Genomic DNA, 17,972 nt, shown 5'->3' on the forward strand with positions numbered 1-17,972 from the left:
TGAAACCGCTCGAAGCATCTTCGATCACGACGAAATTACGAGCGGCGTTGCCAAACCAACGGATCGCGGCTCGTGTGAAAAACCGCGATGACGTAGACCGCATCATGCAGCTCGCGAAACACGACAATGTAGGGGAACCGGCGCAGCATAGCTCGACGCGTGTCCTTATAGGCGAACGGAAACTGCCTGGGGTGCTCAGCAATCCGGATCAGCGCTGCGCGCAAGGCGTCGCGAAATTGCGGCACGACGTGTGGAGCGTGAATGTCGTACCAACGGATTGCATCGATGAGGTCGGCCCGGGCGGCTTGTGTAAAGAGAAGCCTGGCCACTTATGGCGACCGACGATCCAGCTCCGCGTCGATATCCTCCCAAGGGACGGCTTCGCGGCGGTCCGCGTCGAAGGTCGCGAGCCGACGGTCGAGTTCGGCCTCGTGAGCCGGGGTTAACGGCACATCGGCAGGGGAGAGGCTGTCCCAAAGCTCACCGATGAGCTCGAGCCGCTCCTTGGGCGTCAAACGGCTGATATCGAGTGTCGCCATGATCCGACCCCTTTGGTCCTTTTGCCAACGAAATCACAATCTTCTCAGTCGCGTCGAGAAAAATATCGTGGCTGTGGCAGGCTCCGGAAAGAGGCGAAGTCCGACAATTCCGGACCTATCTCGCAATATTGAATCAGACTGGATTGCCTCCGACCCCGCGGATTGCGCGTCGCAGGGAATCGGATTGGAAAAGATGGTGCCCAGGAAAGGACTCGAACCTTCACGGCCGTTAAGCCACTGGCACCTGAAGCCAGCGCGTCTACCAATTCCACCACCTGGGCATGCCGTTTGGGGCACGGAGGCGGTTACTACGGTTCGGTGACGCCGTTGTCAATTCATGCGTGAAGCCGGTTCGGGATGCCGATTGCGCATCGCAAACCGGGTCGATACAAGCCTGACGACACGCTACTCAGCTGCAGGAACCGACCCCATGGCATCGAATCTGGACACGCTCGTCACGGTTTTCGGCGGATCGGGGTTTTTGGGCCGGAACGTGGTCCGGGCCCTGTGCAAGCGCGATTACCGGGTCCGGGTCGCGGTGCGGCGGCCGGAACTCGCCGGATACCTCCAGCCCTCCGGCAAGGTCGGGCAGGTCCACACCGTGCAGGCGAACCTGCGCTATCCGGCCTCGGTCGAGGCGGCGCTGCGTGATTCGCACGTCGCGATCAACCTCGTGGGCGTCCTCACCGAGGGCGGCGCGCAGACCTTCGACGCCGTCCAGGCCAGGGGCGCCGAGACCGTCGCCAAGGCGGCGGCCGCGGCCGGCGCCAGGCTGGTGCATGTCTCCGCGATCGGCGCCGATGCGCAGTCGCCCTCGAGCTACGCCAGGGCCAAGGCGGCCGGCGAAGCCGCGGTGCTGGCCGCCGTGCCGTCGGCGACGATCTTCCGCCCCTCCGTGATATTCGGGCCCGAGGACCAGTTCACCAACCGCTTCGCGGCGCTGGCCCGGATCTCGCCGGTGCTGCCGTTGATCGGCGGCGACACGAAGATGCAGCCGGTCTATGTCGGCGACGTCGCCACCGCGATCGCCGAGGCCGTCGACGGCAAGACCAAGGCGGGCGCCACCTACGAGCTCGGCGGGCCGGAAGTGCTGACCATGCGCGAGATCATCGAGACCATCCTCGACATCACCGACCGCGAGCGGATGCTGATTCCGCTGCCGTTCGGCCTCGCCCGCTTCCAGGCCAACTTCCTGCAATTCGCGCCGGGCGCGCTGAAGCTGACGCCGGACCAGGTCACGCTGCTCGTGCGCGACAACGTCGTGTCGGATGCGGCGAAGGCAGCCGGCCTGACGCTGGAAGGGCTCGGCATCACGCCGGATTCGCTGGAGGCGATCGCCCCGCAATATCTGTGGCGCTTCCGCGCAGCCGGCCAGTTCCAGCGCAAGAGCGCGTGAGGCCGGTTAACGTCTCCCGTTTGCGGGCAGCGTAGGCCGCCTCTGGCGGCCGTCCTCGAGAACCCCTCCCCAGCCCTGGGAGCCGCACCAACCGGGTTGCTGCTCTACCGTCCCAGCGCCAGCGCGATCAGGCCGAGCGTTCCGACGATGACGCGCCACCAGGCGAACACCACGAAGCCGTGACGGGTGAGGTAAGTCAAAAACGTCTTCACCACGATGATGGCGGTGATGAACGACACCACGAAGCCGATCGCGACGATGTTGATGTGGTCCATCGTCATCTCGGCACGGCTCTTGTAGAAGTCGTAGGCGAACGCGCCGATCATGGTGGGGATCGCAAGGAAGAACGAGAACTCCGCCGCGGCGCGCTTGTCGGCTCCCAGCAGCATCGCCGCGACGATGCTGGCGCCGGAGCGCGACACGCCGGGGATCATCGCCACGCACTGCGCGATGCCGATATAGAGATACATCAGCAGCGGAAATCTGGTGGCGTCATGCTCGCGCGGCTTGAGATCGAGCTTGTCGACCCAGAGCAGGATGGCGCCGCCGACGATCAGCGTGAAGCAGATGACCCATGGATTGAACAGCAGGCTCTTGATGTACTTGCCGGCGACGAGGCCGACGATGACGGCCGGCAGGAACGCCACCAGCACGCCGATCACGAAGCGCCGTGCATCAGCGTCGCCCGTGAACAGGCCGATCACGACGTCCCACAGCTTCCTGAAATACAGCCCGACGATCGCGAGGATCGCGCCCAACTGGATCAGGACCGTAAACGAATCCCAGAACGCGCCTTCGCCGAGATGGAAGAAGCGCTCCGCAAGCAAGAGGTGGCCGGTCGAGGATACGGGAAGGAACTCGGTCACACCCTCGATGATGCCGAGGATCACTGCCCGTATTGCGTCTGACATATTTACGATCCATTTCGGCTGGAAAAGCGGGGCCCTTCTCGCCTATTCGTTCCCATGCCGCAATCGCAAAAATGCGACATCACGACCTTGCTTCGCGGTTTTGTCGGACTAGTGTGGCGCCGCACAAACATTGATGGATTCTTAAGCACCATCAAATAGTCAAAGGCTTCATGTTTACGCTGTTTCATCATCCGTTCTGTCCGCATTCGCGCTTCATCCGCCTGATCGCGGGCGAATACGGGCTCGACCTGAAGCTGGTCGAAGAGCGCAGCTGGGAGCGGCGCGAGGCGTTTCTGCTGCTCAACGCCGCCGGCACGACGCCGGTGCTGGTGGACGAGGAACAGCCGCCCGTACCGGGCGCGGCGATCATCGCCGAATATGTCGACGAGGCCTATGGTGCCGCGATGGGCCCCAAGCGGTTGATGCCGGAGACGCTCGCCGAGCGCGTCGAGGTGCGCCGGCTGATGGCCTGGTTCAACGAGAAATTCTTCGAGGAGGTTTCGCACCCGCTCGTCACCGAGCGCATCTACAAGCGCTTCATGAGCGAGGAGAACGGCGGCGGCCCGCCCTCGGCCGACGTGATGCGCGCGGCAAAGGCGAATGTACGCTATCATCTGGCCTATATCGGCTGGCTGGCGCAGACGCGCAACTTCCTCGCCGGCGACCGGCTCACCTACGCGGATCTCGCCGCCGCGGCGCATCTCTCGGCGATCGACTATCTGGGCGACGTGCCATGGAGCGAGGACGACGCGGCAAAGACGTGGTACGCGCGGGTGAAATCACGCCCGTCGTTCCGTCCGCTGCTGAGCGAATGGCTGGCCGGCGTGCCGGCGTCGCGGACCTACGTGGACCTGGATTTCTGAGTGCCGATCCGGCTGAACTGAAGTCGGCGCTCACACGCGAGGCGCGCGCGCTCGGGTTCGACTGCATCGGCGTCACGGCACCCGGCACGATCGAGCGCGCCGGACAATACTTCCTCGAATTCATCGCCTCGGGCGGCCATGGCGACATGGACTGGCTCGCCGCGCAGCCGGAGCGCCGCGTCGATCCGCGCGGACTCTGGCAGGACGTGCGCAGCGTGATCATGCTCGGCGTCAATTACGGCCCCGACTCCGATCCGCTGGCGATTCTCAAGCAGCCCACGCGCGCGGCGATCTCGGTCTACGCGCAGGGCGACGACTATCACGACATCATCAAGAAACGGCTGAAGGCGCTGGCACGCTGGCTGGTGGCAACCGCGCCGTCGGACGTGAAGGTGTTCGTCGACACCGCAGCGGTGATGGAGAAGCCGCTGGCGCAAGCGGCGCATCTCGGCTGGCAGGGCAAGCACACCAACCTCGTCTCGCGCGAGTTCGGTTCATGGCTGTTCCTCGGCGCGATCTACACCACGCTCGACCTGCCGCGCGACGACGCCGAGATCGACCATTGCGGTTCGTGCCGGGCCTGTCTCGACATCTGCCCGACGGCGGCATTTCCCGCGCCCTACAAGCTCGATGCGCGGCGCTGCATTTCGTATCTCACCATCGAGAACAAGGGGCCGATCCCGCACGAATTTCGCAAGGCGATCGGCAACCGCATCTATGGCTGCGACGATTGCCTCGCCGCCTGCCCCTGGAACAAGTTCGCGCAGGAAGGGCGCGAGGCCAGGCTCGCCGCGCGCGACGAATTGCGCGCACCTCGTCTTGCCGAGCTCGCACGGCTCGACGATGCGGCGTTCCGCGCGCTGTTCACGAAGTCGCCGGTGAAGCGCATCGGCCGCGACCGCTTCTTGCGGAACGTGCTGATTGCGATCGGCAACTCGGGCGAGGTCGCGCTGGCGGAAGAGACGCGGCGATTGCTGGGGGACGCGAGCCCGCTGGTGCGTGGCGCTGCGGTGTGGGCATTGGAGCAGTTGGTTTCGCGAGATGAGTTTGCGACGATCAAGAGCGCTGCGATAGCCGACGAGCACGACGAGAGCGTGCGAGCGGAGTGGCACGCCGCATCCTAACTCTCCACTGTCATGCCCCGCGAAGGCGGGGCATCAAGTACGCCGCGGCCCATCGATTCGATCACGACCGCCTCGGAATACTGGATCGCCCGGTCAAGCCGGGCGATGACACCTGTTGTGTAGCGACGACGAACGCTCTCGCCGCCCTTGATTTCCCTGCGCGTTTCTTCAATCTCGCGCGTCATGACAAACATGCCTTTCTTCACCCGCGACGGCGAGACATTCCACCCGACGGAAGTCGCCAATGGCCCGTGGGATCCGAAGTCGCTGCACGGGCGCGTCATCATCGGCCTGCTCGGCTTCGCCATCGAGGAACGACATTCCGGGCCCGAATTCGTGCCGGCGCGGCTCACCGTCGACATGTTTCGGCTGCCCACCATCGACAAGCCGATCCAGGTGACGACGCGCCTCGTGCGCGACGGGATGCGCATCCGCGTGGTGGAAGCAGAGTTCGTCTCCGGCGGCGTCAGCATGGCGCGCGCCTCGTGCCAGCTGCTGCGGCGGACGCAAAACCCTGAAGGCAATGTGTGGTCGCCGCCGAACTGGGACGCGCCGAAGCCGGCCGAGATTCCCAAGCCGACCGATCCCAGGCTCGGCATGAACGGCAAATGGGCGACGCGGCCCATCGTCGGCCACATGGGTTCGCTCGGACCGCGACGGCTGTGGATGAGCGAGGTGCGCGAGCTCGTCGCCGGCGTGCCGATGACGCCGTTCGTCCATGTCGCAACCGGCGCCGATTTCGCCAGCCCGTTCGCCAACGCCGGCGACAAGGGGCTCGGCTACATCAACAGCGACGTCACGATCTATCTGCACCGCCTGCCGATCACGGAGTGGATCGGCTTCGAAGTCGTGAACCACCACGCCACGGACGGCGTCGCGATCGGCGAATGCTGGCTCTATGACGAACAGGGGCCGATCGGCACCGCCACGGTCGCAGCGCTGGCGCAGCGCAAGCCGATGGTGAATCCATCGAAGCGATAGCTCACCGCCGTCATTCCGGGGCACGCGTAGCGTGAGCCCGGAATCCATCGAGCAGCAAGAATGGTGTCGAAATGGATTCCGGGTTCGTGCTTCGCACGCCCCGGAATGACCGCATGGAGAGAGCCGGCTCAGCGCAAATGCCGCTGCATCTCCGGCCGCGCCTTCAGCTCAGCGCCCTGCCTGCCAGCGATCTTCGCAATTCTTTCAGGCGCGAACTTCAGATCGACGAACGCCGGCGCGGTGTTGGCGACCTCGTGATAGCTCGCGATCTTGCCGACGCGCAGCGTCATGATCGCGACGCCCTCGAACATCGCGCGCGCGCCGTTTGCTTCCGGCAAAGTCGATTTGTAGCTGAAGGTGTAGCGCGCATAGAGCGTGGTGCCGTCGGTGACGGGATCGTGCATGTCCCAGCGGAAATCCGTCGCCGTGCGATAGAACCAGTCGTCGATCAACGCCGCGATCTTCTCGCGACCGGCGAAGGCGCCGTAGAAGACGTCGTGATAGACGCCGTCCTCGGTGAACAGTTCGGCGAACGCCTTGCCGTTGCGCTGCTCGACCGCGTCGCAGAAGGCGCGCAGCATGGCGGTGGTGGTCATTGTTGCCTCCCTTCCCATTGCTGTCGTGCCCCGCGAAGGCGGGGCATCCAGTACGCCGCGGCTCCTCGGTTCAACCGCGACGGCCTCTGGAATACTGGATCGTCCGCCCCAGTGCGCAAGGGCGCACAAGGCGGACGATGACATCGAATGCCGGGCAACAGTTTCACCCGATCTCGGCGACCGCGGCAAGAAGGCGCGCGATGTCCTGCGGGCGGGAGAGGCGGTGATCGCCGTCCTGGATCAGGGTCAGCACGACGTCGTCGGCCGGCAGGCGGTGGGTCAGCGCAAACGCGTGCTGCCACGGCACATCAGGGTCTTTCGCGCCTTGCAGGATGCGGACCGGGCAGCCGAGATCGATCGCGCTGCCGAGCACGAGATGGTTGCGGCCCTCCTCGATCAGGTTCCGCGTGATCGGATAGGGCGAGCCGTCGCCGTACTCCGACGGCCGCAGCCAGACGCCTTTGGTCTCGATCTCTTTCTTCACTGCGGGCGGAAAATTCTTCCACATCAGCTCCTCGGTGAAGTCGGGCGCCGGCGCGATCAGGACGACGCCGGCCAGCGAGGCCTTGCCGGGACGCTTCTTGATCTCGCGCGCGAGCAGGAGCGCCATCCAGCCGCCCATGGAGGAGCCGATCAGGATCTGCGGGCCGTCGCAATATCGCTCGAACACCGCGACGCTCTCCTCCAGCCAGCGCCCGATGGTTCCGTCGGCGAAGTCGCCGCCGGATTCGCCGTGGCCGGAATAGTCGAACCGGACCATTGCGCGGCCGTGATCACGTGCGAAGGCGTCCAGCGCCAGGGCCTTGCTGCCCTGCATGTCCGACTTGAATCCGCCCAGCCAGACCAGTCCGGGCCCCTGTCCACGCCGACTGCGTACCGCGATCCGGCGGGCGGACAGCCCCTCGCCCACATCGATGAAGTCGAGCATGGCATCGGGATTTGCATCGGTCATGGAACGTTTACTCTGGCTGTGCGGTTTGAGCTGTCCCGGCGCGGTCGCAGGATGCAACCTGATGCCGACATTGGCCCTTTGGGACGCTTGCGGAACAGAAGCAAGGTGTCTATGTCGTCAGCGTGCCCAGGCGTGACCAAAATGCCTCGCATTTAACGGTTTTTCACGTTTGCACGAGCGACTTGCTTGCCGGCTAACGCTTCTTCCTTCAGAATACCCGCTTCCTTCACAACATTGGAGAACCACCCATTCGCCGTCCTAATAAAGCTCCGCCCGCTGCCAGCAAAGACGGGCCGCGCATCAATGATGATATCCGCAATGCGCAGATCCAGCTGATCGACCAGACCGGTGAGAACAGGGGCACGGTCGAGACCGTCCTCGCCATCCGGATGGCTCAGGAAGTCGGCATGGATCTGGTCGAAATTTCGCCGAATGCCAGCCCTCCCGTCTGCAAGATCATGGACTACGGGAAGTACAAGTATTCCGCTCAGAAGAAAGCAGCGGAAGCGCGCAAGCGGCAGAAGACGGTCGAGATCAAGGAGATCAAGCTCCGCCCGATGATCGACGACCACGATTACGACGTGAAGATGCGCGCGATGCAGCGGTTCTTCGAAGAGGGTGACAAGGTCAAGATCACGTTGCGCTATCGTGGTCGCGAAATGGCGCACCAGGAGATCGGCACCAAGCTGCTGGACAAGATCAAGACCGACGTCGCCGAGCTCGCCAAGGTCGAGCAGGACGCAAGGTTCGAAGGTCGCCAGGTCGTCATGGTGCTGGCGCCGCGCTGATTGCAGCTGTTTGGGGCTTGGGAGTTCAACGGCCCGTCCGGATGTCCGGCGGGCCGTTTTGATTCAGGTCCGCGTCGCCCGCCAGGTGCCGCTGCACTGGTCGCCGGAGATGACACCTCTCCACGAGCCGGCGCCGTTCACGCCGGCAAGCCGGCCGCCGCCGCTGGCGTGGGAGGCGCCGACCGAGACCTGGACAGCCACAGCGCCGGAGCGGTTGATCCGGCCCGAGACCCGGCCGCCGCCCGCGGACGAGACGCGGCTGCCTGTTACGGTGAAGGGAACGCTGTAGCCGGAGCTGCAATTGCCTCTGGTGGTGGCGAAAGTGACGTTCCAGACTCCGTCATAGCCGCCGCGGGCCTCGGCGGTCGAGGGCAACGCGGCTGCGGCGAGCACGGTGAGGAGCGCCAGGCGGCGCGGGCGAGCAAAGACGGACGAGAACGAGATCGATTGCGGGAAATGGGCCATTTTGGTCCTGCTTCAGGCGGCACGGCTTGGACATGAGGCGGCAACACCGGATAGTCGCCGGGCCGGTTCCGCCGGTTCATCGTTGCCAATCGGCCCGTCCTCTGTCATAAGCCCAGCCTTCATCGCCCGGCTGATCAAGGGCTGCCGTGGCGGTGTCTCGTGCGGGTTTTGCGCTCGTTCGCAAAACTTGAGCACAATCAACGCTCTAACGAGCATTTTAGACGGCCAACCGCCTTCACGGGCGGATTTCTGTTGTGGCCATAGGAGAGCCAAATGCCCAAGCTGAAGACCAAATCGGGCGCTAAAAAGCGCTTCAAGGTGACTGCCACCGGCAAAGTGATGCACGCCCAGCGCGGCAAGCGTCACGGCATGATCAAGCGGACGAAGAAGCAGATCCGTCAGCTCCGCGGCACCCGCGTGCTGTTCAAGACCGACGGCGACAACGTCAAGAAGTACTTCTTGCCGAACGCCTGATCGCGTCCACGATCACTGCCACCTCGCGCCGCATTCGCGCGGCGATCCGAAAACCAAGTCATCTCTGAAGGATTTTTGTCATGTCTCGCGTCAAACGCGGTGTGACCGCCCACGCCAAGCACAAGAAAGTCTACAAGGCCGCCAAGGGCTTCTATGGCCGCCGCAAAAACACCATCCGCGCCGCCAAGCCGGCGGTCGAGAAGGCGATGCAATATGCCTTCCGTGACCGCAAGCGCAAGAAGCGGACGTTCCGCGCGCTCTGGATCCAGCGCATCAACGCGGCCGTCCGTCCGTTCGGCCTGACCTACAGCCGATTTATCGACGGCATGGCCAAGTCCGGGATCACCGTGGACCGCAAGGTGCTGTCGGATCTCGCGATCAGCGAGCCCGCCGCGTTCCAGGCGATCGCCGAGAAGGCCAAGGCTGCGCTGGCGGCGTAACGCGGCGACGGCTGCGCTGGCGGCTTAACGCGGTCAGGGCTGCGTTGGCGACCTGAGGCTTGCGTTAGCGGGCCTTCTGGCCCGTAGCCTTCGGTGCGCGCTGCGCGTAGCGCTTGGCGACCTCTGCCCGACAGAAAGCAGCAAACGAGACATACATGGTACCGGACTTGTTCCGGTATTTCTGGTCGCAGGCGCGCATCTCCCTTTTGTAGGCCTGCTGCTGCGCCGTGTTGAGTCCGGGCAGGAAGTCGGCCTCGCATTTCCTTTCGACGGCAGCGCCAAGCTCGACATCGCCGCTCGCGCCCGATTGGCAGTCCCGAAACACCTTCATCGCGCTTTCGCAGCTGGTCTGCTTGTTGATGGCGTCGACGACCTCGTCCGACGTCATGGATGTTTCCATGCAGACCATGGCGTGCGCAGGGGTGCCAGGGTTCGACAAAACGATGGCCAGAAAGGCAGAAAGCACGGCAAGGCAAGATCTCGAGATCATCGGGGTGGTCTCCTCGTCTTCCCTTCGTGCCGTGCCGATGCGCCAGGTTCAACCCAACCTGCCGCGGCCCGAAATGACCGGCTTTTTGCTTGACGTTACTGCCTTCGGGCGGCGACAACCCAGCCGAATTTTGGCAGCAAGGATTTGACTGTGTCCAACCTCGCAACGCTCGAAACGTCCATTCTCGACCAGATCGCCGCCGCCGGAGACGAGGCCGCCCTCGAGGCGGTGCGCGTCGCCGCCCTCGGCAAGAAGGGCTCGATCTCGGCGCTCCTTGCCACGCTCGGCAAGATGTCCCCGGACGAGCGCAAGACGCAGGGCGCCGCGATCAACCTCACCAAGGACAAGGTCAGCGAGGCGCTCGCCGCGCGGCGCGACGTGCTGAAGTCGGCCGCGCTCGATGCGCGGCTGGCGTCCGAGACCATCGACGTCACGCTGCCGCTGCGCGATGCGCCGACCGAGGCCGGCCGCATCCATCCGCTAAGTCAGGTCTGGGACGAACTGACCACGATCTTCGCCGACATGGGATTCTCGGTGGCCGAAGGTCCCGATATCGAGACCGACGACTACAACTTCACCAAGCTGAATTTCCCGGTCGGCCATCCCGCGCGCGAAATGCACGACACCTTCTTCTTCCATCCGAAGGAGGACGGCTCCCGCATGCTGCTGCGAACCCACACCTCGCCGGTGCAGGTGCGCACCATGCTGAGCCAGAAGCCGCCGATCCGCGTCATCTGCCCGGGCCGCACCTACCGCATCGATTCGGACGCGACCCATACGCCGCAATTCCACCAGGTCGAAGGCCTCGTCATCGACAAGACCTCGCATCTCGGCCACCTCAAATGGATCCTGCACGAGTTCTGCAAGGCCTTCTTCGAGGTCGACCACATCAACATGCGCTTCCGTCCCTCGTTCTTCCCGTTCACAGAGCCGTCGCTGGAAGTCGACATCCAGTGCCGCCGCGACAAGGGCGAGATTCGCTTCGGGGAAGGCGAGGATTGGCTCGAGATTCTCGGCTGCGGCATGGTGCACCCGAACGTGCTGCGTGCCTGCGGCATCGATCCCGACGAGTACCAGGGCTTTGCCTGGGGCATGGGCATCGACCGCATCGCCATGCTGAAATACGGCATCGCCGATCTGCGCCAGCTGTTCGACAGCGACGTCCGCTGGCTGTCCCATTACGGCTTCAAGCCGCTCGAAGTGCCGACGCTTGCTGGGGGGCTGAGCTCGTGAGGGCGGCGATCGGCCATACGAAGACTCTCTCCGTTCCCTCCCCCCTTGTGGGGGAGGGTCAGGGAGGGGGGTAGCCGCGGATGCCGCACGCAGTTGTAAGCGAACGTCAGCGCAGCCGGGCGAAACAGCTTCGCCGAGCGATGACGCGCGCCGAAACACTGCTATGGCGCCACCTGAAAGCTAACCGCATGGATGGTGTTGGCATCCGTCGCCAATCGCCAATCGGAAACTACATCGTCGACTTCGTGTGCTTCTCCTCAAAACTCATCATCGAGCTCGATGGAGAATCCCATGATTTCGAGGAACGTCAGAAGAAAGATGGGCGTCGTGACGCTTTCTTCGCAGCCGAAGGCTTTCAGGTTCTGCGCTTCACCAACGATCAGGTGATGACGAACCTTGAGGGAGTTGTTGAGGCAATTCGCCAGGCAACTTCTGTCAGAGCCCGCGGCTTACCCCCCTCCCTGACCCTCCCCCACAAGGGGGGAGGGTCAGGGAGGGGGGTACAAGATCAATTCGTAAACACCGACAAGAGCCGAGGCACACAGCCATGAAATTCACCCTCTCCTGGCTGAAGGATCATCTCGAGACCGACGAGCCCTTGGAAAAACTCGCCGAGAAGCTCACCATGATCGGACTCGAGGTCGAGAACATCGAGGACAAGGCGAAGGCGCTGAAGCCGTTCACCATTGCGAAGGTGATCTCGGCCGAGCAGCATCCGAATGCGGATCGCTTGCGCGTCTGCATGGTCGACACCGGCGATGGCGGCGCGCCGGTGCAGGTGGTGTGCGGCGCGCCGAATGCGCGTGCCGGCCTCGTCAGCGTGTTCTCCCCGCCCGGCACCTACATTCCCGGCAAGGATATCACGCTCGGTGTCGGCACCATCCGCGGCGTCGAGAGCCGCGGCATGCTGTGCTCGGCGGCGGAGCTGCAGATCTCGAACGACCATAACGGCATCATGGAATTGCCAGCGGATGCGCCGGTTGGCTCTGCCTACGCCGAATGGGCAGGGCTCGGCGATCCCGTGGTCGAGATTAACCTGACGCCGAACCGGCAGGACTGCACCGGCGTGCACGGCATCGCGCGCGACCTTGCCGCCGCCGACATGGGCAAGTTCAAGGACCCGACCATCAAGCCGATCAAGGGCGAATTCCCGTGTCCGGTGAAGGTGACGGTCGAGGACGCCGCGCTGTGCCCGGGCTTTGCGCTCCGCCTCGTGCGCGGCGTCAAGAACGGACCGTCGCCGGAATGGCTGCAGAAGCGGCTGACCGCGATCGGTCTGCGCCCGATCAACGCGCTGGTCGACATCACCAACTTCATGACCTTCGACCGCGCGCGGCCGCTGCACGTGTTCGACGCGAAGAAGGTCAAGGGCAGCCTCGTGGTGCGCCGGGCCCGCGACGGCGAGAGCCTGCTCGCACTCGACGGCCGCACCTACAAGCTCGATCCCTCGATCTGCGTGATCGCGGATGAGAACGGCGTCGAATCGCTCGCCGGAATCATGGGCGGCGAGGCCTCTGGCTGCGACGAGAACACCACCGACGTGCTGATCGAATCGGCGCTCTGGAACGAGATCAACATCGCCCAGACCGGCCGCAAGCTCGGGATCAATTCAGATGCGCGCTACCGCTTCGAGCGCGGCGTCGATCCCGCCTTCATGGTGCCGGGGCTGGAGCTCGCGACCAAGCTGGTCATGGAGATGTGCGGGGGCACGCCATCCGAGACCGTCGTGGTCGGCAAGGCCTTTGGCGACGACCGCCTGATCGAATTCCCCATCACCGAGGTCAAGCGGCTCTCCGGCATCGACGTGCCGCAAACCGAGATGAAGCGCATCCTGACCCATCTCGGCTTCATGATGGCCGGCCCGGGTCCGGTCGTGAAGGTGGCGGTGCCGTCCTGGCGCACCGACGTGCACGGCAAGGCCGACATCGTCGAGGAGATCGTGCGCATCTTCGGCGTCGACAAGGTGCCGGAGACGCCGTTCGAGCGCGGCGAGGACGCGCGCAAACCGGTGCTCACCCCGCTCCAGCTCCGCACCCGCCGCGCGCGGCGCGCGCTGGCGAGCCGCGGCATGGTCGAGGCCGTGACGTGGTCGTTCATCGCCAAGCCTGCGGCGGAATTGTTCGGCGGCGGCCAGCGCGAGCTGGAAGTGGCCAACCCGATCGCGTCGGACTTGTCCGACATGCGCCCGACCCTGCTCGCGGGCCTGACCGCGGCCGCGCAGGCCAATGCCGATCGCGGCTTCGGCGATGTCGCGCTGTTCGAGGTCGGTCAGATCTTCAGGGGCGATCGCCCGCAGGACCAGTTCATGGCGGCGAGCGGCGTACGCCGCGGCTTTGCGTCCTCTGAAGGTCTCGGACGGCACTGGACCGGGTCGACGCAGGCTGACGCCTTCGATGCCAAGGCCGACGCGCTGGCGGTGCTGGCAGCCAGCGGTGCGCCGATGCAGGCGCTGCAGATCGTCGCCGGCGGACCTGGATGGCTGCATCCGGGGCGCTCCGGCACGATCCAGATCGGTCCGCAGAACGTGCTCGGCTATTTCGGCGAGATGCATCCGCGCGCGCTCGAGGCGCTCGGCGCCGACGGTCCGCTGGTGGTGTTCGAGGTGATCCTCGACCGCATCCCGGAGGCGAAGAAGAAGCCGACCCGCGCCAAGCCGCTGATTGAGCTCTCGGCCTTCCAGCCGGTGTCGCGCGACTTCGCCTTCATCGTCGACCGCGCCGTGAAGGCCGGCGATATCGTCCGTGCCGCGCAAGGCGTCGACAAGAAGCTGATCACCGGCGTGAACGTATTCGACGTCTACGAGGGCAAGGGCATCGACGACGGCAAGAAGTCGATCGCCATCGCAGTGACGATCCAGCCGCGCGAGAAGACGCTCACCGACCAGGAGATCGAGGCGGTCGGAGCCAAGATCGTGGCGGAAGTCACGAAGAAGACCGGCGGTACCCTGAGAGCATGATGCCGAAAAGCGTGACGCGGTTTTCGGACGACATCATGCTCCAGAAGCAACCAGCATGAGCCTTGCGGACTTTCTTCCGAAGGACGTCAGCCTCACCATTGCGATGGCGCTCTGCGCCGTCGCTTTCGTTTCGGGCACGGCGCGCGGCTTCTCCGGCTTCGGCTCGGCGCTGATCTTCATGCCGCTGGCGAGCAGCATCGCTGCGCCCCGGCTCGTTGCAGCCCTGCTGCTCGTCATCGATTTCGTCGCGGCAGCCCCGATGCTGCCTGACGCATGGCGCCAGGCCGACCGCAAGGCGACCGCGGTGATCGTGCTGGGCGCACTGATCGGCGTTCCGATCGGAACTTATCTCCTCAGCGTGCTCGAGCCCGTCACCACGCGCTGGATCATCTCCTGCTTCGTCGCGGCGCTGCTGCTTCTGTTGCTGTCGGGCTGGCGCTATCGCGGCAAGGACCACGCCTGGCTCTCTGTCGGAATCGGCGGCCTGTCCGGTTTCTGCAGTGGCCTCGCGCAGACCGGCGGCCCGCCGATCGTGGGCTACTGGCTCGGCCGCCCGATCGCGCCGATCGTCGCGCGCGCCAACATCGTGCTGTTCTTCGGCGCCTCGGATTTCTTCTCGATGGTCAGCTACGCGTCGACGGGTCTGATCAGCCGCGAGTCGCTGGTGCTCTCGCTGATCGTCGGGCCGGTCTATGCGATCGGCGTCGCCTTCGGCGCGTCGCTGTTCGGCCGCGCCAGCGAGAAGGTGTTTCGCGGGATCTGCTATGCGCTGATTGCGACGGCGGTGGTTGCCGGACTGCCGGTGCTGGACGGGATTTTGCGTTAAACCTCCGTTGTCGGTGGCTTAGCTGCCCTTACTGCCGCGGCGCGCGGCGCTTCTTGGTCGACTGTGTCGGCACGTCCGCCGAGTCGTCCTTGAGCGCGCCGATCTTGCGCAACGCCGCGTCCGCCGCGCGTTCGCCGCTTTCCCAGGCGCCGTCGACGGTACCCCACAATGTCTCATGGGTGGCTTCGCCGGCGATGAACACATTGCCGATCGGCTCGCTCAGGATCTTGCGCGAGAGCTGACCGCCGGGCGAAGACGCCGACATCGCGCCCATGACATGGGGCGAGGCATTCCAGCGCGTCGCGCTGGTCTTCTGCACGGCGGAAGCGGCTTCGCTGCCGAACAGTTTCGTGATCCACTCCTTCGCGAAGGCGGCCATGGCCTTCTCGCCCTGCTCGGAAAGATCGCGGCCGAAGGAGCCGCCGACATCGATCGAGCACAGCGAGGAGCCGCCGATATTGGCGAACATGAGCGCCGTGCGCGTCGAGTTGCTCTGTTCGATGAGGATATCGTCACGCGACAGGCCGAGCGGATTGCCCGGCAGTTGCAGAAAGATGTGATCGTAGCTGCCGAGGCCGAGCTTCGATGCCGCGTCCAAGGTCCGTTTGGGCATGTCGGGTGCGAACTTGATCGCGCCCGATGTCAGCACGTTGGTCGAGACCGTGACGATGGCGGCACGCGCCGCGATCCTGCCGGCTTGTGTCTCCACGCTGACGTCGCGGTTGCTCCAGGCGATGCGGTTTGCCGGCGTCGACAGCGCCACCGGGGTCTGCTCTGCGAGCCTGGTGATCAGGGTGCCGAGGCCCTGACGACAGGCGATCGCCGCGTTGCGGTCCTGCGCACGTCCCTTGTCGATCGCGGACAGCTCCTTCAGGTCCTTGCCGGCAAAGTTCGGGCCCAGCATGAACTCGACCGCGCCGGCCCAGTCGCCGAGATCTTTCGGCAGCGCGGACGCGCAGGATGTATCCAGCTTGCCGCGCGCGGCCTCGTCGATGGCGCGGTTGGCGCGCACCAGCGCTGCCAGGAACTGCTCGGTCTCGCCCGCGCGCGCGTTGCGGCGGCCGATGCGCATCTTCTGGCCCGATGGCGCCGGCAACACGTCCAGCCCGGCGCTGCGCGCCAGCCGGATCATCGGATTGGTGTCGGCATTGTGCATCCAGCGTGCGCCGCGGTCGAATGGCGTATCGAAGGTGGTGCTGTCCGTGATGCAGCGGCCACCGATCTGGCCCGCGGCTTCCACCACGATGACCTTGCGGCCCGTCGCCATGATGCGCCGCGCTGCGGCAATGCCCGCAACTCCCGCCCCGATCACGACGATGTCCGCCTCGCGCGGCAGGGGCGCGGCGCTCGCGCCCAGGACCGGCATCGCCGCAAAGGCCGCCGACGCCGAAAGGAAACCGCGGCGCGTGATTGTCATGTCATGGTTTCCGGGGACTTGCGGCAAACGGGAACAGCCCGCGAACCTTGCCGTATCTGACGTTGCACGGCAACCATCACGGTGAATCAATCGTGCTTGATCTCACAGAGTGATGAACCGAATTGCAACACGTTTCGACCATGATACAGAAGGGAAAAAGGCGGCTGGAAAAGGCCGTGGGGGGAGTTCGACATGGGGACGGTCCTGGATTCGGTCGGCAAGCTGATTGCCGCGTACCTCTCGAAGGAGGTGCCGGGCTATGAGCCGTTCACACCAAGCGATCCCGAGCATCTGCGCGGCGTCATCGAGCCCGGCGACGTGCTGCTGGTCGAAGGCAACAACCGCATCTCCGGCATCATCAAATATCTGACGCAGTCGACCTGGTCGCATGCCGCGCTCTATGTCGGCCCGGTCGCGGGTGCGGAGGAGCCCGACGGCGAGCCGCATGTGCTGATCGAGGCCAATATCGGCGAAGGCGTCACCTCGGCGCCGCTGTCGAAATATTTCCCCTATCACACCCGCCTCTGCCGCCCGGTCGGGCTGTCCTATGAGGACCGCACCACGGTCTGCCGCTATGCGATCAACCGCATCGGCTTCGGCTACGATACCAAGAACATCGTCGACCTGATGCGTTATCTGTTCCCGATGCCGATACCGCAGCGCTGGCGCCGGCGCATGATCGCGATCGGCTCCGGCGACCCGACCAAGATCATCTGCTCGGCGCTGATCGCGCAGGCCTTCGACGCGGTGCGCTATCCGATCCTGCCGAAGATCACCAAGGCCGGCAGCCGTGCCGCCCGCCGCGAGATCCTGCACATCCGCGATTCCTCGCTCTACATGCCCCGCGACTTCGACATCTCGCCCTATTTCGAAGTCGTCAAACCCACCATCGTGCACGGGTTCGACTACACCGCCCTGCACTGGGCCGACAAGCAGAAGCCGCTCGAGGAGGTAGCGGGCTCATTCGGTGTGTTTCCAGAAACGGTCTTGGCGCCGCCGCTCGTTCCTGAAGCGATTGACGAAGAGACGCCGGCTGAGATTCGGCTTACGCAAATGATGGATGAAGCCGCGGAGATCAACGCCACTTTCTCCGAGCATTTTGTGCAGCTGAACGAACTCGCGCAATATCGGGCAGGGCGTCGCAGAGATATGTGCGAGGTCGCGGCGTAGCTTCGCTGTCGACCCCGCGAAAGCGGTCATTGCGAGCCTATGCGAAGCAATGACAGCGGAATACCGTGCTAACGCTCCGCCCGGCCGATCACCGCCATCAGCTCCGCGATCTTTTCGCGCTGATCGGCCTTGTCGCCGCTCGCAATCGCGTGCTCGACGCAATGGGCGACGTGATCCTTCAGGACCTCCTCCTCGACCCGGCGCAGTGCGGCACGCACGGCCGAGATCTGCGTCACGATGTCGATGCAGTAGCGGTCTTCCTCTACCATTTTCGACAGGCCGCGAACCTGGCCCTCGATCCGGCCGAGACGTTTTCCGACGGATGTCTTGATGTCCTTGCGCATGCGGTCT

General features: G+C 64.6%; 23 protein-coding genes and 1 tRNA gene. 13 read left to right on the forward strand and 11 right to left on the reverse strand.

What is annotated here, in order from left to right; translation table 11 throughout:
- Positions 1-35: 35 nt before the first annotated feature.
- The 3 genes from AX729_RS12870 to AX729_RS12880 form a co-directional block, all read right to left on the reverse strand.
- Positions 36-329 carry a type II toxin-antitoxin system RelE/ParE family toxin gene (locus AX729_RS12870; RefSeq protein ID WP_061023535.1) on the reverse strand — a complete coding sequence of 98 codons (294 nt, stop codon included), beginning with the start codon at positions 327-329 and terminating at the stop codon, positions 36-38.
- The gene (locus AX729_RS12875; RefSeq protein ID WP_061023536.1) at positions 330-539 is read right to left on the reverse strand and encodes an addiction module protein; all 210 of its coding nucleotides are present in this window, start codon (positions 537-539) and stop codon (positions 330-332) included.
- A 194-nt stretch (positions 540-733) separates the two neighbouring features.
- Positions 734-820, reverse strand: a tRNA-Leu gene (locus AX729_RS12880).
- 149 nt (positions 821-969) lie between these two features.
- Between AX729_RS12880 and AX729_RS12885 the strand changes: the two genes are divergently transcribed.
- Complete coding sequence (locus AX729_RS12885; protein ID WP_061023537.1) at positions 970-1,935, forward strand: complex I NDUFA9 subunit family protein; 966 nt, start codon at positions 970-972, stop codon at positions 1,933-1,935.
- 104 nt (positions 1,936-2,039) lie between these two features.
- On the opposite strand, the gene AX729_RS12890 is transcribed toward AX729_RS12885, so the two are convergent.
- The gene (locus AX729_RS12890; RefSeq protein WP_061023539.1) at positions 2,040-2,846 is read right to left on the reverse strand and encodes an undecaprenyl-diphosphate phosphatase; all 807 of its coding nucleotides are present in this window, start codon (positions 2,844-2,846) and stop codon (positions 2,040-2,042) included.
- Between the two features lie 170 nt (positions 2,847-3,016).
- Here AX729_RS12890 and AX729_RS12895 point away from each other — a divergent pair, with 170 nt between their 5' ends.
- Positions 3,017-3,709, forward strand: coding sequence for a glutathione S-transferase family protein (locus AX729_RS12895; protein ID WP_061023541.1), 693 nt, complete (start codon positions 3,017-3,019; stop codon positions 3,707-3,709).
- Positions 3,658-4,833, forward strand: coding sequence for a tRNA epoxyqueuosine(34) reductase QueG (gene queG / locus AX729_RS12900; protein ID WP_061023542.1), 1,176 nt, complete (start codon positions 3,658-3,660; stop codon positions 4,831-4,833). Before AX729_RS12895 ends, queG begins: the two co-directional genes overlap by 52 nt.
- Here queG and AX729_RS12905 read toward each other — a convergent pair.
- Positions 4,830-5,027: a hypothetical protein gene (locus AX729_RS12905; protein ID WP_061023544.1), complete on the reverse strand. Its 198-nt coding sequence runs from the start codon at positions 5,025-5,027 to the stop codon at positions 4,830-4,832. The two genes, queG and AX729_RS12905, sit on opposite strands and share 4 nt — an antisense overlap.
- Here AX729_RS12905 and AX729_RS12910 point away from each other — a divergent pair.
- A complete protein-coding gene (locus AX729_RS12910) occupies positions 5,017-5,814 on the forward strand; it encodes an acyl-CoA thioesterase domain-containing protein (RefSeq protein WP_061023545.1) in 798 nt (265 codons plus the stop codon). The two genes, AX729_RS12905 and AX729_RS12910, sit on opposite strands and share 11 nt — an antisense overlap.
- 128 nt (positions 5,815-5,942) lie before the next feature.
- Here the strand turns inward: AX729_RS12910 and AX729_RS12915 are convergent, their stop codons facing one another.
- A complete protein-coding gene (locus AX729_RS12915; RefSeq protein WP_061023547.1) occupies positions 5,943-6,410 on the reverse strand; it encodes a nuclear transport factor 2 family protein in 468 nt (155 codons plus the stop codon).
- A gap of 163 nt (positions 6,411-6,573) precedes the next feature.
- Entirely contained in the window at positions 6,574-7,362 is a 789-nt protein-coding gene (locus AX729_RS12920; RefSeq protein ID WP_061023549.1) for an alpha/beta hydrolase, read from the reverse strand.
- Positions 7,363-7,610: 248 nt separating this feature from the next.
- On the opposite strand from AX729_RS12920, the gene infC reads away from it, so the two are divergent.
- On the forward strand, positions 7,611-8,150 hold the full coding sequence (gene infC, locus AX729_RS12925; protein ID WP_156456916.1) for a translation initiation factor IF-3: 540 nt from the start codon (positions 7,611-7,613) through the stop codon (positions 8,148-8,150).
- Positions 8,151-8,213: 63 nt separating this feature from the next.
- On the opposite strand, the gene AX729_RS12930 is transcribed toward infC, so the two are convergent.
- Positions 8,214-8,615: a hypothetical protein gene (locus tag AX729_RS12930; RefSeq protein WP_061023553.1), complete on the reverse strand. Its 402-nt coding sequence runs from the start codon at positions 8,613-8,615 to the stop codon at positions 8,214-8,216.
- A gap of 273 nt (positions 8,616-8,888) precedes the next feature.
- On the opposite strand from AX729_RS12930, the gene rpmI reads away from it, so the two are divergent.
- Both rpmI and rplT read left to right on the forward strand, forming a co-directional pair.
- The gene (rpmI, locus tag AX729_RS12935; RefSeq protein WP_008539890.1) at positions 8,889-9,089 is read left to right on the forward strand and encodes a 50S ribosomal protein L35; all 201 of its coding nucleotides are present in this window, start codon (positions 8,889-8,891) and stop codon (positions 9,087-9,089) included.
- Positions 9,090-9,169: 80 nt separating this feature from the next.
- Positions 9,170-9,529 carry a 50S ribosomal protein L20 gene (gene rplT / locus AX729_RS12940; RefSeq protein WP_028179126.1) on the forward strand — a complete coding sequence of 120 codons (360 nt, stop codon included), beginning with the start codon at positions 9,170-9,172 and terminating at the stop codon, positions 9,527-9,529.
- Positions 9,530-9,593: 64 nt separating this feature from the next.
- On the opposite strand, the gene AX729_RS12945 is transcribed toward rplT, so the two are convergent.
- Positions 9,594-9,917 carry a hypothetical protein gene (locus tag AX729_RS12945; protein WP_245325148.1) on the reverse strand — a complete coding sequence of 108 codons (324 nt, stop codon included), beginning with the start codon at positions 9,915-9,917 and terminating at the stop codon, positions 9,594-9,596.
- 10 nt (positions 9,918-9,927) lie between these two features.
- On the opposite strand from AX729_RS12945, the gene AX729_RS40460 reads away from it, so the two are divergent.
- The 5 genes from AX729_RS40460 (at position 9,928) to AX729_RS12965 (ending at position 15,034) form a co-directional block, all read left to right on the forward strand.
- Complete coding sequence (locus AX729_RS40460) at positions 9,928-10,167, forward strand: hypothetical protein (protein WP_197433594.1); 240 nt, start codon at positions 9,928-9,930, stop codon at positions 10,165-10,167.
- 2 nt (positions 10,168-10,169) lie between these two features.
- Positions 10,170-11,252 carry a phenylalanine--tRNA ligase subunit alpha gene (pheS, locus tag AX729_RS12950; RefSeq protein ID WP_061023557.1) on the forward strand — a complete coding sequence of 361 codons (1,083 nt, stop codon included), beginning with the start codon at positions 10,170-10,172 and terminating at the stop codon, positions 11,250-11,252.
- A gap of 80 nt (positions 11,253-11,332) precedes the next feature.
- Positions 11,333-11,803: an endonuclease domain-containing protein gene (locus tag AX729_RS12955; protein WP_061023559.1), complete on the forward strand. Its 471-nt coding sequence runs from the start codon at positions 11,333-11,335 to the stop codon at positions 11,801-11,803.
- Positions 11,800-14,208, forward strand: a complete 2,409-nt coding sequence (pheT, locus tag AX729_RS12960; RefSeq protein WP_061023561.1) for a phenylalanine--tRNA ligase subunit beta — start codon at positions 11,800-11,802, stop codon at positions 14,206-14,208. Before AX729_RS12955 ends, pheT begins: the two co-directional genes overlap by 4 nt.
- A gap of 55 nt (positions 14,209-14,263) precedes the next feature.
- Positions 14,264-15,034 (forward strand): sulfite exporter TauE/SafE family protein, encoded by a 771-nt coding sequence (locus AX729_RS12965; protein ID WP_061023563.1) that lies wholly within the window; start codon positions 14,264-14,266, stop codon positions 15,032-15,034.
- A 28-nt stretch (positions 15,035-15,062) separates the two neighbouring features.
- Here the strand turns inward: AX729_RS12965 and AX729_RS12970 are convergent, their stop codons facing one another.
- A complete protein-coding gene (locus AX729_RS12970) occupies positions 15,063-16,451 on the reverse strand; it encodes a flavin monoamine oxidase family protein (protein WP_061023565.1) in 1,389 nt (462 codons plus the stop codon).
- Positions 16,452-16,643: 192 nt separating this feature from the next.
- Between AX729_RS12970 and AX729_RS12975 the strand changes: the two genes are divergently transcribed.
- Positions 16,644-17,621 (forward strand): YiiX/YebB-like N1pC/P60 family cysteine hydrolase, encoded by a 978-nt coding sequence (locus AX729_RS12975; protein ID WP_061023566.1) that lies wholly within the window; start codon positions 16,644-16,646, stop codon positions 17,619-17,621.
- A 68-nt stretch (positions 17,622-17,689) separates the two neighbouring features.
- Here AX729_RS12975 and AX729_RS12980 read toward each other — a convergent pair whose 3' ends face one another.
- Positions 17,690-17,965, reverse strand: a complete 276-nt coding sequence (locus AX729_RS12980; protein WP_014438781.1) for a metal-sensitive transcriptional regulator — start codon at positions 17,963-17,965, stop codon at positions 17,690-17,692.
- Between the last annotated feature and the right edge of the window lie 7 nt (positions 17,966-17,972).

Source organism: Bradyrhizobium sp. CCH5-F6 (assembly GCF_001556045.1).
Lineage (GTDB): Bacteria > Pseudomonadota > Alphaproteobacteria > Rhizobiales > Xanthobacteraceae > Bradyrhizobium.

Excerpts from the sequence above, each read along its gene's own strand:
- AX729_RS12875 (WP_061023536.1), bottom strand. The coding sequence starts at position 539 with ATGGCGACACTCGATATCAGCCGTTTGACGCCCAAGGAGCGGCTCGAG.
- AX729_RS12885 (WP_061023537.1), top strand. The coding sequence starts at position 970 with ATGGCATCGAATCTGGACACGCTCGTCACGGTTTTCGGCGGATCGGGG.
- AX729_RS12890 (WP_061023539.1), bottom strand. The coding sequence starts at position 2,846 with ATGTCAGACGCAATACGGGCAGTGATCCTCGGCATCATCGAGGGTGTG.
- AX729_RS12895 (WP_061023541.1), top strand. The coding sequence starts at position 3,017 with ATGTTTACGCTGTTTCATCATCCGTTCTGTCCGCATTCGCGCTTCATC.
- queG (WP_061023542.1), top strand. The coding sequence starts at position 3,658 with ATGGCTGGCCGGCGTGCCGGCGTCGCGGACCTACGTGGACCTGGATTT.
- AX729_RS12910 (WP_061023545.1), top strand. The coding sequence starts at position 5,017 with ATGACAAACATGCCTTTCTTCACCCGCGACGGCGAGACATTCCACCCG.
- AX729_RS12905 (WP_061023544.1), bottom strand. The coding sequence starts at position 5,027 with ATGTTTGTCATGACGCGCGAGATTGAAGAAACGCGCAGGGAAATCAAG.
- AX729_RS12915 (WP_061023547.1), bottom strand. The coding sequence starts at position 6,410 with ATGACCACCACCGCCATGCTGCGCGCCTTCTGCGACGCGGTCGAGCAG.
- AX729_RS12920 (WP_061023549.1), bottom strand. The coding sequence starts at position 7,362 with ATGACCGATGCAAATCCCGATGCCATGCTCGACTTCATCGATGTGGGC.
- AX729_RS12930 (WP_061023553.1), bottom strand. The coding sequence starts at position 8,615 with ATGGCCCATTTCCCGCAATCGATCTCGTTCTCGTCCGTCTTTGCTCGC.
- rpmI (WP_008539890.1), top strand. The coding sequence starts at position 8,889 with ATGCCCAAGCTGAAGACCAAATCGGGCGCTAAAAAGCGCTTCAAGGTG.
- rplT (WP_028179126.1), top strand. The coding sequence starts at position 9,170 with ATGTCTCGCGTCAAACGCGGTGTGACCGCCCACGCCAAGCACAAGAAA.
- AX729_RS12945 (WP_245325148.1), bottom strand. The coding sequence starts at position 9,917 with ATGACGTCGGACGAGGTCGTCGACGCCATCAACAAGCAGACCAGCTGC.
- AX729_RS40460 (WP_197433594.1), top strand. The coding sequence starts at position 9,928 with ATGCAGACCATGGCGTGCGCAGGGGTGCCAGGGTTCGACAAAACGATG.
- AX729_RS12955 (WP_061023559.1), top strand. The coding sequence starts at position 11,333 with ATGCCGCACGCAGTTGTAAGCGAACGTCAGCGCAGCCGGGCGAAACAG.
- pheT (WP_061023561.1), top strand. The coding sequence starts at position 11,800 with ATGAAATTCACCCTCTCCTGGCTGAAGGATCATCTCGAGACCGACGAG.
- AX729_RS12965 (WP_061023563.1), top strand. The coding sequence starts at position 14,264 with ATGAGCCTTGCGGACTTTCTTCCGAAGGACGTCAGCCTCACCATTGCG.
- AX729_RS12970 (WP_061023565.1), bottom strand. The coding sequence starts at position 16,451 with ATGACAATCACGCGCCGCGGTTTCCTTTCGGCGTCGGCGGCCTTTGCG.
- AX729_RS12975 (WP_061023566.1), top strand. The coding sequence starts at position 16,644 with ATGGGGACGGTCCTGGATTCGGTCGGCAAGCTGATTGCCGCGTACCTC.
- AX729_RS12980 (WP_014438781.1), bottom strand. The coding sequence starts at position 17,965 with ATGCGCAAGGACATCAAGACATCCGTCGGAAAACGTCTCGGCCGGATC.